The organism is Litorilinea aerophila (assembly GCF_006569185.2).
GTDB lineage: Bacteria > Chloroflexota > Anaerolineae > Caldilineales > Caldilineaceae > Litorilinea > Litorilinea aerophila.
This window is the reverse complement of record NZ_VIGC02000006.1, coordinates 161,339-176,470: the sequence shown is the minus strand read 5'-3', so window position 1 is coordinate 176,470 and position 15,132 is coordinate 161,339. Positions and strand designations below refer to the sequence as shown.

At 66.7% G+C, this 15,132-nt stretch carries 12 protein-coding genes; 2 read left to right on the top strand and 10 right to left on the bottom strand.

From position 1 onward, the window contains the following. Positions 1-27 precede the first annotated feature (27 nt). The 10 genes from FKZ61_RS06170 to polX form a co-directional block, all read right to left on the bottom strand. The gene (locus tag FKZ61_RS06170; protein WP_170199343.1) at positions 28-1,011 is read right to left on the bottom strand and encodes a nucleoside hydrolase; all 984 of its coding nucleotides are present in this window, start codon (positions 1,009-1,011) and stop codon (positions 28-30) included. Positions 1,012-1,037: 26 nt separating this feature from the next. Continuing rightward, positions 1,038-2,795 carry an adenine deaminase gene (locus tag FKZ61_RS06165; protein WP_141609202.1) on the bottom strand — a complete coding sequence of 586 codons (1,758 nt, stop codon included), beginning with the start codon at positions 2,793-2,795 and terminating at the stop codon, positions 1,038-1,040. Then, complete coding sequence (locus tag FKZ61_RS06160) at positions 2,792-3,973, bottom strand: ABC transporter ATP-binding protein (protein ID WP_141609201.1); 1,182 nt, start codon at positions 3,971-3,973, stop codon at positions 2,792-2,794. The genes FKZ61_RS06165 and FKZ61_RS06160 overlap by 4 nt, the downstream gene beginning before the upstream one ends. 22 nt (positions 3,974-3,995) lie before the next feature. Further along, complete coding sequence (locus FKZ61_RS06155; protein WP_211358436.1) at positions 3,996-4,781, bottom strand: ABC transporter permease; 786 nt, start codon at positions 4,779-4,781, stop codon at positions 3,996-3,998. A gap of 1 nt (position 4,782) precedes the next feature. Beyond that, entirely contained in the window at positions 4,783-5,613 is an 831-nt protein-coding gene (locus FKZ61_RS06150) for an ABC transporter permease (protein WP_141609200.1), read from the bottom strand. Positions 5,614-5,673: 60 nt separating this feature from the next. Then, the gene (locus tag FKZ61_RS06145; RefSeq protein ID WP_170199341.1) at positions 5,674-6,792 is read right to left on the bottom strand and encodes an ABC transporter substrate-binding protein; all 1,119 of its coding nucleotides are present in this window, start codon (positions 6,790-6,792) and stop codon (positions 5,674-5,676) included. 428 nt (positions 6,793-7,220) lie between these two features. Further along, positions 7,221-8,525 carry an amidase gene (locus FKZ61_RS06140; RefSeq protein ID WP_141609197.1) on the bottom strand — a complete coding sequence of 435 codons (1,305 nt, stop codon included), beginning with the start codon at positions 8,523-8,525 and terminating at the stop codon, positions 7,221-7,223. A 36-nt stretch (positions 8,526-8,561) separates the two neighbouring features. Then, positions 8,562-10,655 carry an NAD-dependent DNA ligase LigA gene (gene ligA, locus FKZ61_RS06135; protein ID WP_141609196.1) on the bottom strand — a complete coding sequence of 698 codons (2,094 nt, stop codon included), beginning with the start codon at positions 10,653-10,655 and terminating at the stop codon, positions 8,562-8,564. 130 nt (positions 10,656-10,785) lie between these two features. Next, a complete protein-coding gene (locus tag FKZ61_RS06130) occupies positions 10,786-11,292 on the bottom strand; it encodes an SH3 domain-containing protein (protein WP_141609195.1) in 507 nt (168 codons plus the stop codon). Positions 11,293-11,307: 15 nt separating this feature from the next. Then, the gene (polX, locus tag FKZ61_RS06125) at positions 11,308-13,089 is read right to left on the bottom strand and encodes a DNA polymerase/3'-5' exonuclease PolX (RefSeq protein WP_141609194.1); all 1,782 of its coding nucleotides are present in this window, start codon (positions 13,087-13,089) and stop codon (positions 11,308-11,310) included. Positions 13,090-13,370: 281 nt separating this feature from the next. Here polX and FKZ61_RS06120 point away from each other — a divergent pair, with 281 nt between their 5' ends. After that, positions 13,371-14,168, top strand: coding sequence for an SDR family NAD(P)-dependent oxidoreductase (locus tag FKZ61_RS06120; RefSeq protein WP_141609193.1), 798 nt, complete (start codon positions 13,371-13,373; stop codon positions 14,166-14,168). A gap of 96 nt (positions 14,169-14,264) precedes the next feature. After that, positions 14,265-15,116 (top strand): SDR family NAD(P)-dependent oxidoreductase, encoded by an 852-nt coding sequence (locus FKZ61_RS06115; protein WP_141609192.1) that lies wholly within the window; start codon positions 14,265-14,267, stop codon positions 15,114-15,116. Positions 15,117-15,132 lie beyond the last annotated feature (16 nt).

Genomic DNA, 15,132 nt, shown 5'->3' with positions numbered 1-15,132 from the left:
TTCCTCCTAACGCGACAAACTTACGCATTACATTTTACGATTCACGCTTTCTAACTCCACCCCGCCCACCAGCTGCCCGAAGAGCGCCCGGTAGCGCGCGGCGTCCACAGTGTGGATCACGTCCACTTCGGCCGGGGCCGGCTCGCACCATTCGCGCAGCCGCGCCCGACTCTCCGGCGGCCGCCGGTCCACCGCCGTCTGGCCCCGGCTGATGGTGCCGCCCAGCTCCACGGTGATGGGCAGCTGCTCCCCCTGGACCCCCTCGGGCTCAATGACCGCGGCCACTGCGCCCGCGTCGCCGATGAGGGCCCGGTCGCTGCGGAAGTAGTCGCAGCTGTGGCGCAGGATGCGGCCGGCTACCTGCGCCACAGGATCCGGCTGGGCGATGAACTGCTCGATTTCCTTCCGGCGGATGGCCACCCGCCGGAAGACGTCCAGGGTGTAAAGGCGGATGGGCAGGCCGCTGGCCAACACCACGGCCGCGGCCTCCGGGTCGTGGCGGATGTTGAACTCGGCCAGGGGCGTGGTGTTGCCCGCCGCCGCATAGGTCCCGCCCATGATCATGAGCTGGCCGACGCGGCTGTGGAGCTCCGGGTACATGCGCAGGAAGACGGCGATGTTGGTCAGCGGCGCCAGCGCAATGAGGGTGACCGGCCGGCTGGCCGCGGCCAGGGCCTGGCGCAGGAATTCCACCGCATGAACCTCCACGGGACGACGGGACGACGGCGGCAGACCCAGATCCGCCATGCCATCCCGGCCGTGGAGGAGCATGGGCATCCGCAACGGCTCCAGCAGGGGCAAGGTCATGCCGGCTGCCACCGGGATTTCCGGCGCCTCGGCCACGTCCAGGATCTTCAGGGTGTTGGTCACCACCTGGGGCAGGCGCTGGTTGCCCACCACACAGGTGATGCCCAGGACTTCCAGCTGGGGGGCGCGCAGGGCCAGCAACAGGGCCAGTGCATCATCGAAGCCAGTATCCACGTCCAGGATGACCGGAATGGGCTGGGACATGGGTGCCTCCATCTGCCAGGGGAAGGTTACAGGAAGAGATCGACCAGACGACGTTCCCGGGCATCCACCAGGCCCAGGTCGGTGATACGCAGGCCAGAGCTGACGGGCAATGTGAAGGTGGAGATGCGCATGAGCCAGTAGGGGTGATCCAGGCCCAGGCTGCGTAAGGCCTGTCCCACGGCCGCCACCTCCCGCGCGGCCTGCTCCACCGGCGCGGCCGAGAGGATCCCCGCGATGGGCAGGGGCATGCGGGCCAGCAACCGCTCACCGGCCACCACCGCAATGCCGCCCTGGGTCTCGATGACCGCGTTGGCCGCGGCTGCCATCTCCACCGGGCTGCACCCCATGACGGCCAGGTTGTGGCTGTCATGGGCATAGGTGGTGGCCACCGCCCCCCGGCTCAGGCCCAGCCCCCGCACGATGCCAAAGGCCCGGCCGCCGTGGCGGCCATGACGTTCCACCACCGCCAGATAGGCCAGGTCGCCATCCGGCGGCAGCTGGAGCCGCCCGCCATGCACCGGGAGCACCGCCTCCCCGGCCCGCACCAGGGTCGTCCCAGGGACGCACTCCATGACCCGCACCCGGACTTCTCCCTCCGCCACCGGCGCAGCGATCTCGAAATCCTGGGGCTGCTGGGCAGGCAGGTGCACGGTGTGGGTATAGGCCAGCAGGGGATCTTGGGTCGGCGGCTGCCAGAGGCAGCGCCCCTCTTCGGCTACCAGCTGGCCGTTCACAAAGACACGATGCGCTTCGAAGCTTTCCAGGCTGGGGGTCAGGACGAGATCGGCCGCGCGGCCGGGAGTGATGGCGCCCCGATCCCACAGGCGCAGACGCCGGGCGGGGTTCCAGGTGGCCGCCCGCAGCGCGTGCATGGGCGCCATGCCCAGTTCGATGGCCCGGCGCAACACCCGGTCCAGGTGGCCGTATTGGAGCAAATAGTCCGGCGCCACGTCGTCGGTCACCAGGCAGACACCGCAGTCCATGGGCAGGGACATCAGCGCGGCGATGGCCTCGGCCGAGAGGTAGCGCTCCTGCAGCATGAGGGTCACCCCCTGGCGGGCTTTCTCCACCAGGTCTTCGGGCGTGGCCAGGGTGTGGTCCGAATCCACGCCCGCGGCCACGAAGGCGGCCAGGGCGCGACCCCGCAGCATGGGGTTATGGCCCTCGATGACGCCAGGGCTGTCGGGGCCACGCAGGCCGTTGCCGCCGCCCATGGCCGCCAGGATGCCCAGCAGGCGGGGGTCCTCGGCAAGAAGCGCCGCACCGTCCATCACCTCGGCCAGGCCGATGACATGGGGCAGGGCGCGGAGGGCCTCCACTTCCGCGGGGCCGATCTCGCCGCCGGAAGTCTCCAGCCCCACGGCCGAGGGCACGCTGGAGCTGATCAGGTACTCCACCTTGAGGGGCAGGTCCGCCGAGGCGGCCAGCATGGCGCGGATGCCCTCCGCGCCCAGGACGTTGGCCACCTCGTGGGGATCCTCGGCCACGGTGGTGGTGCCCCGGGGCAGGACCCCGGCGGCAAAGTGGGCCGGCGTCACCAGGGTGCTCTCGATGTGCAGGTGCGCGTCGATGAGGCCGGGCACCGCCAGCATCCCCTGGCCGTCCAGCACCTGGACAGCGGGGCGCAGAGGTTGGCTATGGGGTGGCTCCACCGCGGCAATCTTGCCCTGGTAGATGGCGATGTCGGCCGGGTAGATCTCGCCGGTGATGACGTTGGCCAGCCGGACGTTGGTCAGGAGCAAATCCACGGGGATGCGGCCCAGCGCGGCCTGGATCAGGCTCACGGCAGCACCTCCTTGCTCACTGCATTCTTGTTCGCTGCTTTCTTGTTCGCTTCTTTCCCGGTTAATTCCTGCCTGGTCCCTTCGGCTCCCGAGGAAGGCTGCAGCAGGTCGTCGGCCCGGGGCATCACCACCAGGTTGCGGGGCGCCAGTTGCAGGTGGGCCGGGCCAGCCTCGAAACGGGGCTGCTCCTCGTCCATGTGCACCATGAACTCGCCCAGCCCGCTCTCCACCACATACTCCACGCTGCTGCCCCGGAAGGTGGAAAGGAGGATCCGGACCGGGATGCTGTTGGCTGCCGGCTCGGTGCAGAGGTATCCACCCTCGGGCCGGAAGTAGACGGAGACCGGCTCCCCAGGGCGCACCGCTGCGGTAGAGCGACGGCGGGTCACCGCCAGCCGGTGGCCATCCGCCTGGAGGGTGATGGTCTCGCCCTGGACCTCCGCCACCGTGGCGGGGAAGCAGTTGTCGAAGCCCATGAAATCGGCCACGAAGGGGGTGGCGGGCTGGTGAAAGATCTCCTCGGGCGTGCCGATCTGCTCGATCTGGCCCCGGTTCATGACCACAACGCGGTCGGAAAGGGAGAGGGCTTCCACCTGGTCGTGGGTGACGTAGAGCATGGTGATGCCCAATCGCTGCTGCAGCCGGCGCAGCTCGGTGCGCATGCTGGTGCGCAGCTTGGCGTCCAGGTTGCTCAGGGGTTCATCCATGAGCAGCAGCTTGGGCTCGATGACGATGGCCCGGGCCACGGCTACCCGCTGGCGCTGCCCACCGGAGAGCTGGGCCGGACGCCGGTTTTCATAGCCGGCCAGGTCCACCAGGGCCAGCGCCTCCCGCACCCGACGCTCCACTTCCGGCCCCCGCAGTCCCCGCATGCGCAGGCCAAAGGCCACATTTTGGAAGACGCTCAGGTGGGGAAAGAGGGCATAGCTCTGGAAGACCAGGCCGATGTCCCGCCTGTTGGGCGGCAGGCGGGTGTAGTCCTGGCCGTCCACCAGGACCTGGCCCCGGCTGGGTTCGATGAAGCCGGCGACGGTGCGCAGGGTGGTGGTCTTGCCACAGCCGCTGGGCCCCAGGAGGGAGACCAGCTCGCCCCGCTCCACGCTCAGGTGGAAGCCATCCAAGACCGGCACGTTGCGGTCATATGCGACTTGTAGGTCGATCAGTTGAAGATAGGCCATAACGCTCACAGGTACCTGACAGTTACACGTATTGCGACAGCCCCAGGAGCCGCTCCGTCCCCTGCACCAGGATCACCGAAAAGACGATGAGCAGGGTGGAGAGGGCGGCGACGGTGGGGTCGAAGTAGTACTCCATGTAGACCAGCATGGAAATGGGCAGGGTGGTGACGCCCGGGCCGGTCAGGAAGAGGGAGATGGGTACGTTGTTGAAAGAAGTGATGAAGGCCAGGATGAAGGCCGCGGCGATGCCGGCCTGGATGTTGGGCAACACCACCAGGAAGAAGCTGCGCAGGCGCCCCGCGCCCAGGCTGATGGCCGCCTCTTCGATGGCCGGATCCAGGTTGCGCAGGCTGGCCGAAACCACCCGCACGCTGTACGGGAAGAGCACCGCGGTGTGGCCGATGAGCAGGCCGGTGAAGACGTCGAAGTTGCCCAACAGCACGAAGAAGCGCAACATGGCGAAGCCCACCACCAGTCCCGGCACCAGGATGGGCGAGGAGAAGAGGGTCTCCAGGAGCCCTTCCCCCGGAAAGCGGAAGTGGACCACCACGTAGGCCACGGGCACGCCCAGCAGCAGGGCGATGGCCGTGGCCAGCAGGCCCACCCCCAGGCTGATCCAGAAGCTGTCCACGAACTGGGAAGTCTGGAAGACGTTGCTGAACCAGTGGAGGGAGAAGCCGCCCCGTGGGGGGAAGGCCAGGGTGGCCTCCGCGCCAAAGGCGGCGATGAAGATGATCAGGAACGGGCCCAATAGAAAAAGGTAAACGGTAATCAGGCTGACGTAGAGCCAGCGGGATGTTCGCATCATCCTATACCATCTTGGGTCGGAAAAGTCGCAGGAAAAGATTCACCAACAACGTGGTCACCAGCATGACGCCGGCCACCACCGTCGCACCCTCCCAGTCGATGGCCACCAGCGCCCGCTGGCGCAGCAGGGTGGCCAAGACCAGCACCCGATTCCCGCCCAAAATGGCCGGGGTGACGTAGGCGGTGATGGCACCGGTGAAGACCAGGGTCCCTCCCATCACCAGGCCGTCCGCGGAGAGGGGGACGATGACCCGGAAGAAGGTGGTGAGCTCCCCCGCGCCCAGGCTACGGGCCGCCTCCACCACTTCGTGGGGGATGTTTTCCAGGGCGCTCACCAGGGGCAGGATCATCAGGGGCAGGAAGAGTTGCAGCAGCCCCACCACGATGGCCGTCTCATTGAAGAGCAGCCGGCGGGGTTCTTCGGTCAGGCCCAGGGCCAGCAGCACCTGGTTGATCAGGCCAAAACGCCCCAGGATGATGAGCCAGGCGTAGGTACGGGCCACCGGATTGGTCATGAGGGGGAGAATGACCAGGGACATGAGCAGGGAACGGCGCCGGGGCGGCATCTGCGCGATGAGATAGGAGGCCGGATAGCCCAGGAGCGCGGCCAACACCGTGACGATCACGCCCAGGCGCAAGGTGCGCCAGTAGATGATCTGGGCGTTGCGATCCTGGAAAAAGGCCAGGTAACCGGCCAGGGAGAAAACGCCGGCCTCGTTTTGAAAGCCGCCGGCCAGGGTCACCAGGATGGGCAACAAAAAAAAGATGCTCAGAAAGAGCAACGCCGGCGAGACCAGGATGAGGATGGTACGGGTTTGATTCAGTTGACGCATAACGGCTGCGGGGGATCCACAGATTTCATCTCCAAGCTCTGTGGATCCCCCCTCCTCCTGCTACTTCAGCATGATCTCGTTCCAGCGCTCCAGCCATTCCTCCTGGTAGGCATTCAGTTTGGCCTGGTCCAGGAAAATCAGGCTGTTGATCATCTCATCCCCGTAGGTGAGCAGCCCGGCCACATCTTCGGGCACCTCCACCGTCATGTTGGTGGGCGAATCCACCAGGTCCAGGGCCATGGCCGTCTGCACCTCGTTGGAGATGAGGAAGTCGATGTACTTATGGGCCAGGTCGACCTTCTGGCTGCCGGCCACAATGCTCACCACGCTGGGCGTGCCCGGGATGCCCTCCACCGGGATCACCCGCTGGAGGGGCAGGCCCGTCTCCAGCAGGTTGCCGATGGCAAAGCTGGAGTAGGGCGCCAGCCAGACTTCCTCCTGCTGGAAGAGGGAGACCAGCTCCGAGCTGCGCTGGTAGGTGGTGACGATCTGGTCGGCCAGTTGGGGCAGGCGCTCCCAGGCCGGCTCAGTGTTGTCGATGTCGCCGCCAAAGGCCTTGGCCAGCATGACGATGGTGGCCGGCCCGTTGGTGGTGGCCAGATCCGGCACGGTGACGTAGCCCTTGACGTCTTCCCGCAGCAGATCGGCCCAGGAAGTGATGGGCTCGGCGATCTTGTCGGTGCGATAGATGAGCAGGTAGCTGCTGATGGCGTAGCCGACGCCCGCGTTCTGGCCGATGGGATCCTTGGCCCAGTCGTAGAGCTCGTCGTAGTGGGTGAGCAGGCTGGGATCGATGGGCTGGAGGACGCCCTCCTCCAGGGCCCGCACGGTGAAGGAGCCGGCAAAGTGGACCACGTCCACGTTGGGGTTGTCCTTGCGGGCGATGAGCTTGGTCAGCCGCTCCGAGTTGTTGCCCGTCTCGTAGACGATCTTGACGTTGTACTTCTCTTCAAACGGACGGGTCAGGTTCTTGTCGATGAGGTCCTGGTTGAAGCCCCAGGTGGAGACCACCAGTTCCTGGGGTTCCCCGGCAGGAGCCGCCTCGGCTGCGGGCGCTTCCTCACCGGCCGCCGCCGGCGCTTCGGCCGCGGGCGCGCCGGTTGGCGCCGGCGCCACACAGGCCGTGACGAGCAGGCCGACCAGGGTGACAAGGGTCAGGATCAGGGAGAATCTGCGCATATTGCCTCCTTTTTGCGCTGTTGAAGAAGGGGTGCTGGATGGCTGGAAAGCAGCCTGCATCGATCCGCTATGAAAAATCCGGGGCGGAGGCCCCCGGGGTTCGCCGCCAGGACAGGAAGCAAACCGGCAGTTTCTCCTGGATAAAAGCTGCCGGGCGGGGGTTTGTGATTATTATAACAAAGAGCCCGAGGGAGGCCAACCTTACGGATTGCCGGATCAAGAGCCATCGCAGGTCCGGTTTCCATACCGGACCTGCGAAATCATGCATGCCATTTCACAAGACGATCAGTGACTCTTCTGCAAAAAGGGTATTTTTAAACGCAAGGGCGCAAAGGCGCAAAGAAACGCAGAAGAGAATCACCGAATCAGCGTTCATCTGCGTGGGTCAGCGTCCTAATTGGACCTTTTGGCGGCAGAGCCATCAGTACTCATCCGTCCATGATGGCCAGCCGTTGGGCGATGGGGCCGGCCCAGGCCAGCAGCCGCTCGTCGTCGCCGAAGGGAGCCACCAGTTGCAGGCCCAGGGGAAGTCCTGTTTCGGTGCGGCCGGCCGGCACGGTCACCGCAGGCATGCCCGCGTGGGTCCAGGGGAGGTTCATGTTGGGGTCGCCGGTGGCGTGGAGGCCGGCCGGCGCGGGGCCGGTGGCTGCAGGGCAGGCCCAAAGGTCAATGCCTGCCTGGGCCATGAGGTTTGCCAGCTCCTGTCGCAGCTCGAGGCAGTGGGCCCAGGCCGCGGCCAGTTCGTCCGGTCCCACGGTGAGCCCGGTGCGGATGGCCTCCAGGGTCTGGGGCCGGTAGAGGTCCACGTACTGCTCCCAGAAAGGGGCATGTTCCTGGGCAAACTCGGCAAAGATCAGGCGCCGATGCAGCCGATTCAGCTCCTGGATGTCATCCAGGGCGGCCACCCGTCGTACCTCGTAGCCCCCCACCTGAAGCCACAACAACTGCTCCTCGAAGGCTTCCAGGGCCGCGGGCTCCGCCTGGGCCAGGTAGGGGCCGTCGGGCACCCCCAGGACGGGCAGCGCCTCGGGCTGCACAGGCTGCCAGCCTTCGCAGAGAACCGCCGCGGCCAGGGCCATCCCCGCCACATCCTGGGTGAAGAGGCCCACGTGGTCCACCGTACGGGAAAAGTAGATGATGCCCTCGGTGGCGATGCGCCCCAGGGAGGGCTTGAAGCCCACCACGCCACAGTAGGCGGCAGGTCGGATGACGGAACCGATGGTCTGGGTGCCCAGGGCCAGGGTGCAGAGGCCCGCAGCCACGGCCGCGGCAGAACCGCTGCTGGAGCCGCCCGGGGTGTGGTCCAGATTGTGGGGGTTGCGGGTGGGCCCCGGCTCAAAATAGGCGAACTCGGTGGTGACCGTCTTGCCCATGATGAGCGCGCCCGCCTCCCGCAGCTGGCGCACACAGGTGGCTTCGGGGCCGGCAAAGAGCTCCGGCGGCAGTTGGCTGCCGGCCCGGGTCACGAAGCCGTCCACGTGGATGATGTCCTTGACCCCTACCAGCGCACCGTACAGGGGCGGCCGGGCGTGGGGATCTGGGAAGCGGTCCCGCAGGCTGCTCACATCCTGGCGCAGGCGGGCCAGTCGGCCTTCCTCGGGCAGGAAGGCCTGGATGACGGGGTTGATCTGCTCCAGGCGGCGACACATGCGCTCCACGTAGAGGGAGAGGCTGTGCTGGCCTTCCTGGAGAGCTTTGAGGGCTGGAGCCAGGGGTGCGTCGTATAGGTACATGGGTCTCCTGGATGGTGGCTTGGGCGCCGGCGGCATTCATTCGCCCGCCAGGGCGCGCAGTTCGGCTTCGGAAAGGGTAGGAATGCCCAGCTCCTGGGCTTTGACCAGCTTGCTACCCGGGTTCTCGCCCACCACCAGATAGCTGGTCTTGCTGCTGACGCTGGAAGTGACCTTGCCGCCGTGGGCTTCGATGTAGCGCTTCACCTCGTCTCGGGAGAAGGTGGGCAGGGTGCCCGTCACCACGAAGGTGAGGCCGGCCAGGGGCAAGGATTCCGGGGCGGCGGGCTCTGGGGGCGCTTCCTCTTCCACCCGAACCCCGGCCGCGGCAAACTTGCGGATCAGGGCCCGGTTGGGCTCCAGGGAGAAGTACTCGACGATGCTTTCGGCGATCTTGGGGCCGATGCCGTCGATGGCGGCCAGCTCTTCCTGGGACGCTTCCATCAGCTGGTAGAGGCTCCGGTAGTGGTCCATGATCAGCTCCGCCACCACCGACCCCACGAAGCGGATGCCCAGGCCGGTCAGCAGGCGGTGGACCGGGCGATTTTTGCTGGCCTCGATGCCGGCCCGCAGGTTCTCCACCCGCTTCTCCTTGTAGCCTTCCAGCTTTAGAATTTCGTCCCAGGGCAGGTAGTAGATATCCGCCAGGTCCTTGATGAAACCCTTGGAGACGAAGAGCTCCGCCTGCTTGTAGCCGAAACCGGCGATGTCCATGGCCTCCCGAGAGACGAAGTGCTCCACTTTGCGCACCAGTTGGGCCGGGCAGGCGTTGTTGACGCAGTAGGTGGCGGCTTCCCCTTCGGGCCGGACCAGGGGTTGGCCACAGGCGGGGCAGGTCTTGGGCATCACCCAGGGACGCTCGCTGCCATCCCGCAGCTCCACCAGGGGGCGGATGACCTTGGGGATGACGTCGCCGGCCCGCTTGACCACCACCTTGTCGCCGATGCGGATGTCCAGCTCGCGGATGTAGTCCTCGTTGTGGAGGGTGGCCGCCCGGACGGTGACGCCGCCAATCTGGACCGGCTCCAGCACTGCGTTGGGGGTGATGGCGCCTGTCCGCCCCACGTTGACCACGATGTCCAGCAGGGTGGTGACCGCTTCCTGGCCGGCAAATTTGTAGGCGATGGCCCAACGGGGGTCCTTGCCGGTGAAGCCCAACTCCTGCTGCAGGGCCAGGGAATCCACCTTGATCACCACGCCGTCCACTTCGAAGGGGAGCTGGTGACGCTGCTCGCCGAAGTCGGTGACGTAGGCCACCAGCTCGTCGAAGGCCCCATCGTCGAAGCAACGGTAATCCGGCCAGACGGGCAGGCCCAGCGCGGCCAGGTAGGCCAGGCTCCCGCTGTGGGTGGCCGGCGGGTCGTCCACCCCTTCCAGGACGACAATCTGGTAGACCCACAGCTTGATGGGCCGGGACGCGGTGATGGAGCTATCCAGCTGGCGCAGGCTGCCGGCGGCAAAGTTGCGGGGGTTGGCGAAGGTCCGGCCGCCTTCCGCTTCCTGGCGTCGGTTGAACTCCTCAAAGTCGGCCTTGTCCACGTAGGCCTCGCCCCGCACCACCAGGCGGGCCGGCGCGGTCACCTGGGCCTGGGGATCCACCGGGATCTGGAGGGGGAGGGAGCGGACGGTACGCAGGTTGGGGGTGATGTCCTCGCCGTACTCGCCGTCGCCCCGGGTCGCGCCCAGGACGAAGCGCCCATCCTGGTAGTGGAGCACCACCGTCAGGCCGTCGAACTTGGGCTCTGCCACATAGCTGAGCTGGGCATGTTGCTCCGGGGGCAGGAAGCGCTTGATCCGCTCCCGCCAGGCGTAGAGATCCTCCGTCGTGAAGGCATTGGCCAGGCTCAGCATGGGCACCGGATGTCGGGTGCGCTCGAAGCGGTCGGAAACCACGCCGCCCACCCGCACGGTGGGGCTGTCCTCGGTGCGCAGCTCGGGGTGGGCCTCCTCCAGCGCCTGGAGCTCCCGGAAAAGCGCGTCGAACTCCTCGTCACTGATGACCGGATCATCCAGGACGTAGTAGCGGTACTGGTGATAGCGGATGGCCTGGCGCAGCTTTTCCAGCCGCTCCACCAGGGCGGGGTCGGCGGTCGATGGGGCAGAGGACGTTGTCGTTTCGGTTGTCTCGCTCATGGAACCTCAACTCGGCAGCGTCAATTCGATTGAATCCATTGTCCGGCCAGGAGCCCGGACCTACGGGTAATTTTCGTAGGTCACGCAAGGATGCGTGACCTGGGTACATGAAGCGACCAGGAGACCGGACCTACGGGCCGTCTGTGACGGGCACCAGGCGGTCCACGGTCGTCCAGCCCACCAGCCCATCGGCCGCCCGGACCCGGACCCACAGGCTGCCCTCCCGGGCCACGGGAAAATCATCGTAATCGCCACTAGGCTCCAGGACGGTGAAGCGAGCACCGGCGGGATACCGGTCCAGCAGCACTGCCTCGAAGGAGGCATCGGCGTACAGGCGCAGGCCCCCTTCCGCGGCCAGGGCCGGCCGTTCCGGCGCCAGGGCTGGGGTGGGCGACGGCGTGGGAGTGGGCGATGGCCCGGGCGTGGTGATGGCCATGCCGCCCACCACAGGCGTGAGCTGCACCTCGGGCGTCCCTCCGGTTTCACCCGGCCCCAGGGTCCGCACGCCCACCACCAGGGCCACGACGACAAAGAGCAACACCAAGACAACGATGGGCCAGGTGGGCCCGCCTGAAGATCGGCCGCTGGGGCTCTGGGCCGGTTTCACGGGTTCTGCCTTGCCGGACGACCTGACCATGTTCCCTCCTGGGGCTCAGCCCTTGAGCAGGGCCAACATCTCCGGCAGCGGCCGGGTGTTGACCACATCTTCGGCCCGCAGCCAGGCCCGGCGGGCGACGCCGATGCCATACTCCAGGATCTCCATGCCCCCGGGTGCGTGGGCATCGCTGTTGATGGCCAGCTTGCAGCCCAACTCCATGGCCCGGCGGGCGTAGGCGTCGTTCAGGTCCAGCCGACTGGGGTGGGCGTTGATCTCAACCACGGTGCCCGTCTCGGCGCACGCCTGCAAGACCCGCTCCACATCCAGGGCGGAGGGCAGACGGGAGCCCAGCAGGCGGCCGGTGGGGTGGCCCAGGATGTCCACGTGGGGATTGCGCACGGCCCGCAGGCAGCGCTCGGTGATGGTCTCCCGGTCCTGGCGCAGGCCGCTATGGATGCTGGCCACCACCACATCCAACCCGGCCAGCACCTCATCGGGCAGGGCCAGGCTGCCGTCGGCCAGGATCTCCACCTCGATGCCCCGCAGCAGGCGAAAGTCCACGCCCTCCGCTTCCCACTGACGGTTGAGTTGCTCGATCTCCCGGGCCTGCTCCGCCAGCCGGGCGGCATCCAGCCCGCTGACCATGCCCAGGCCGACGCTGTGATCGCTCACATTCCAGTAGCGGTAGCCGCGGCGGCGGGCTGCTTCCGCCATCTCGGCGATACTGGCCGTGCCGTCGCTCCAGGTGGTGTGGCCATGGAGCTCCCCCTGGATGTCTGCCAGGGTGATGAGGGGCGGCAGCTCGTGGCGGCGGGCGGCCTGGATTTCACCCCGGTTCTCCCGCAACTCCGGCGGGATCCACTCCAGGCCCAGAAAGTCGTAGAGGGCCTCTTCGGTGTCGAAGAAGCGCTGGGTACCCTCCGGCTCCTGGCCGCTGCCGGTGGCGGTGAGGCCATACTCGTTGAGGCTCCAGCCCTGGCGGAGGGCCAGCTCCCGCAGGGCCACGTTGTGTTCCTTGCTGCCGGTGAAGTATTGGAGGGCAGCGCCCCAGTGGCGGGCCTCCACCACCCGCAGGTCTGCCCGCAGGCCGGTGGTGAGAATTACGCTGGTCTTGGTCTCGCCGCTGCCCACCACGTCGCTCACCTGGGGCAGGCTGCGGAAGGCTTCCATGACGGTGGAGGGGTCGTTGCTCACGCAGAGGATGTCCAGGTCGCCGATGGTCTCCCGCCAGCGGCGCAGGCTGCCGGCCACCTGGATCTGCTGGATGGCGCCAGAGGCGGCGGTGTGCAGGCCCTCCACCAGGGCCAGGGCCAGGGGACGGGCCTCGCCCAGGGGCGTCCGGCTTTCCCCGCCGCGCTGGCTCCAGAGTTCGATCCCCTTGAGGATCTTCTGCTCACTTTTGGCGCCAAAGCCTTTGAGCTCCCGGATTCGGCCGGCTTCGGCCGCCTGGCGCAGCTCCTCCACGCTGGTGATGCCCAGCTCCTGCCAGAGGCGACGGGCCGTCTTGGGGCCCACGTCCGGCACATGGATCATCTCCACCACGCCCGGCGGGACCTGGGCCTTGAGCTCCTCGAACTCGGCCACGCGGCCCTGTTCCAGCAGCTCGGCGATGGCGCCGGCAATGCCTTTGCCCACGCCGGGGATCTCCTGGAGCTTCCCCGCCGCGTGGACGGCGTTGATGTCCTGGCCGTAGGTGCGGATGGCTTCGGCCGCGTTCTGAAAGGCGATGATGCGAAAGCGGTTGGCATCCAGGATCTGGAGAATGTCGGCTACTTCCGACAGGATGTCGGCCACGTCTCGGTTGCTGAAGCGGGTGGTCTGGGACTGGCTGGACATGGCAGACGCTGGACCTTTCCATGGCTGGACACGGTGTTGTTACAGAGTGCTGTCACATGAGGTGTGGGCGCGATGGCGGGCCGGACCCCCGGCCTGCCATCGGCCTGTCGCACATCTGTGCGTGTGAGGGCCATTATAGCACGGGCGCCGGGCGCGACCAATCCTCATTCGTCCAGCCGGCGGCACCTTTTCCCTGGAAACGAAAAATTGTATCATAAAGGCGAAACCGTCAAGCCCACCCTGCAGATCCCAACCCATTTGCACCCAACAGGAGTCGCCCGATGAAACTGCAAGGCAAAGTCGCGCTGGTCACCGGGGGCGCCCGGGGGCTGGGCCGGGCCTACGTCCTGCATTTGGCCCGCCTGGGCGCCGACGTGGTCATCAACGACATCGACCTCAACGCGGCGGCTGAATACGACGAGCCCCTGACCGCCGCCACCGTCATGGAGGAAGTGGAGGCCCTGGGACGGCGTGCCCTGGGCATCCAGGCCGATGTCACCGATCCGGATGCAGTGGAAGCCATGATGGAAGAAGTCCTGGGAACCTTCGGCCGGCTGGACATTCTGGTGAACAATGCGGGCGGCGCCCTGCGCCCCCAGCCCCACCACTCGGCCTCGGACACGCCGCCCGATTATCACCGTTACATCATGGACATCAACCTCACCGGCACCATCTACTGCTGCCAGGCGGCCAGCCGCCCCATGAAGGAGGCCCGCTCCGGCAAGATCGTCAACGTGGCCTCCCAGGCAGGCCTGTGGAGCGGCCGAGATGGCGGCCACATGTCCTACAAAGTAGCCAAAGCAGGCGTGATTCAGTATACTCGAGTTCTGGCAGCTGAATTGGGACCTTTTGGCATCTGCGTGAACTGTATCGCGCCGGGATGGATCCTCTCCTCCCGGGCCATTGCCGGAGGCCGCAACAGCGAAGAAAGCCGGGCCCGGTTGGAGCCCCAGATCCCGCTGCGCCGGCTGGGTACGCCGGAGGACTGTGCCAAAGTGGTGGAATTCCTGGTCACCGACCTCTCCGACTACGTCACCGGCCAGTGCATCCCGGTCTGTGGCGGCTATGTGGCATTTTGAAGAAAGTCCGGAGTCCGCAGTCCGGGGTCTGGACTCAGGACTTCGGACTCCGGACTCCGGACTACTCCCTACCATTCACCCAGAAAGGATCATTCCATGCTGCTACAGGACAAAGTAGCCATTGTCGCCGGCGCCGCCTGGGGAGGCATCGGGGCCGCCACCGCCTACCGCTTCGCCCAGGAAGGGGCCAAAGTGGTCATCAACACCCGACAACGGGCGGAAAAGCTCGAGGAGACCGCCCAGCGCATCCGCGAGGCAGGCGGACAGGCCGTCACAGTCATGGGCGACGTCCAGGATGCCAGCGCCTGGGAGGCCATGGTCCAGGCGGCGCTGGACCACTTCGGCCGCATCGACATCCTGGTCCACAACGCCAGCCACTCCTACCTGCGACGGGCCGTTGAGTTCACCCAGGAGGAGTGGAACCATGGCCTGGCCGTCACCCTGACCGGCCCCTGGCTGGGCGCCAAGCATTGCATCCCCGAGATGGTCAAGGTGGGCGGCGGCGCCATCGTCTTCATCTCCACCGTCAACGCCACCATCACCAACCCCCACTTTGGCCTGTACGGCGCGGCCAAGGGCGGCCTCAACGCCCTGACCCGCAGCATCGCCCTGGACTACGGCCGGGACGGCATCCGCTGCAATGCCATCGCCCCGGGCCAGATTGTGGGCGAACGGGAGTCGGCCCGCATCGCCCAGGACCCGTTGGAGGACTACCTTTCCCGGGACTGCTACCCCCTGGGCCGCTACGGCCGACCCGACGAGATCGCCAACGTGGCCCTCTTCCTGGCCTCGGACCTGGCCTCGTTCGTGACGGGCATTGTGCTCACGGCCGACGGCGGTCTTACCCTCCAGTCGCCCGAAGCCCTGGTGCGGCCATCCTTCCGCAAACGCTGGCGAGACGACATCCTGGTGCCCAAACCCCTGGATGAGGTGGAGCTCCACTATTGAAGATGATAGGATGACA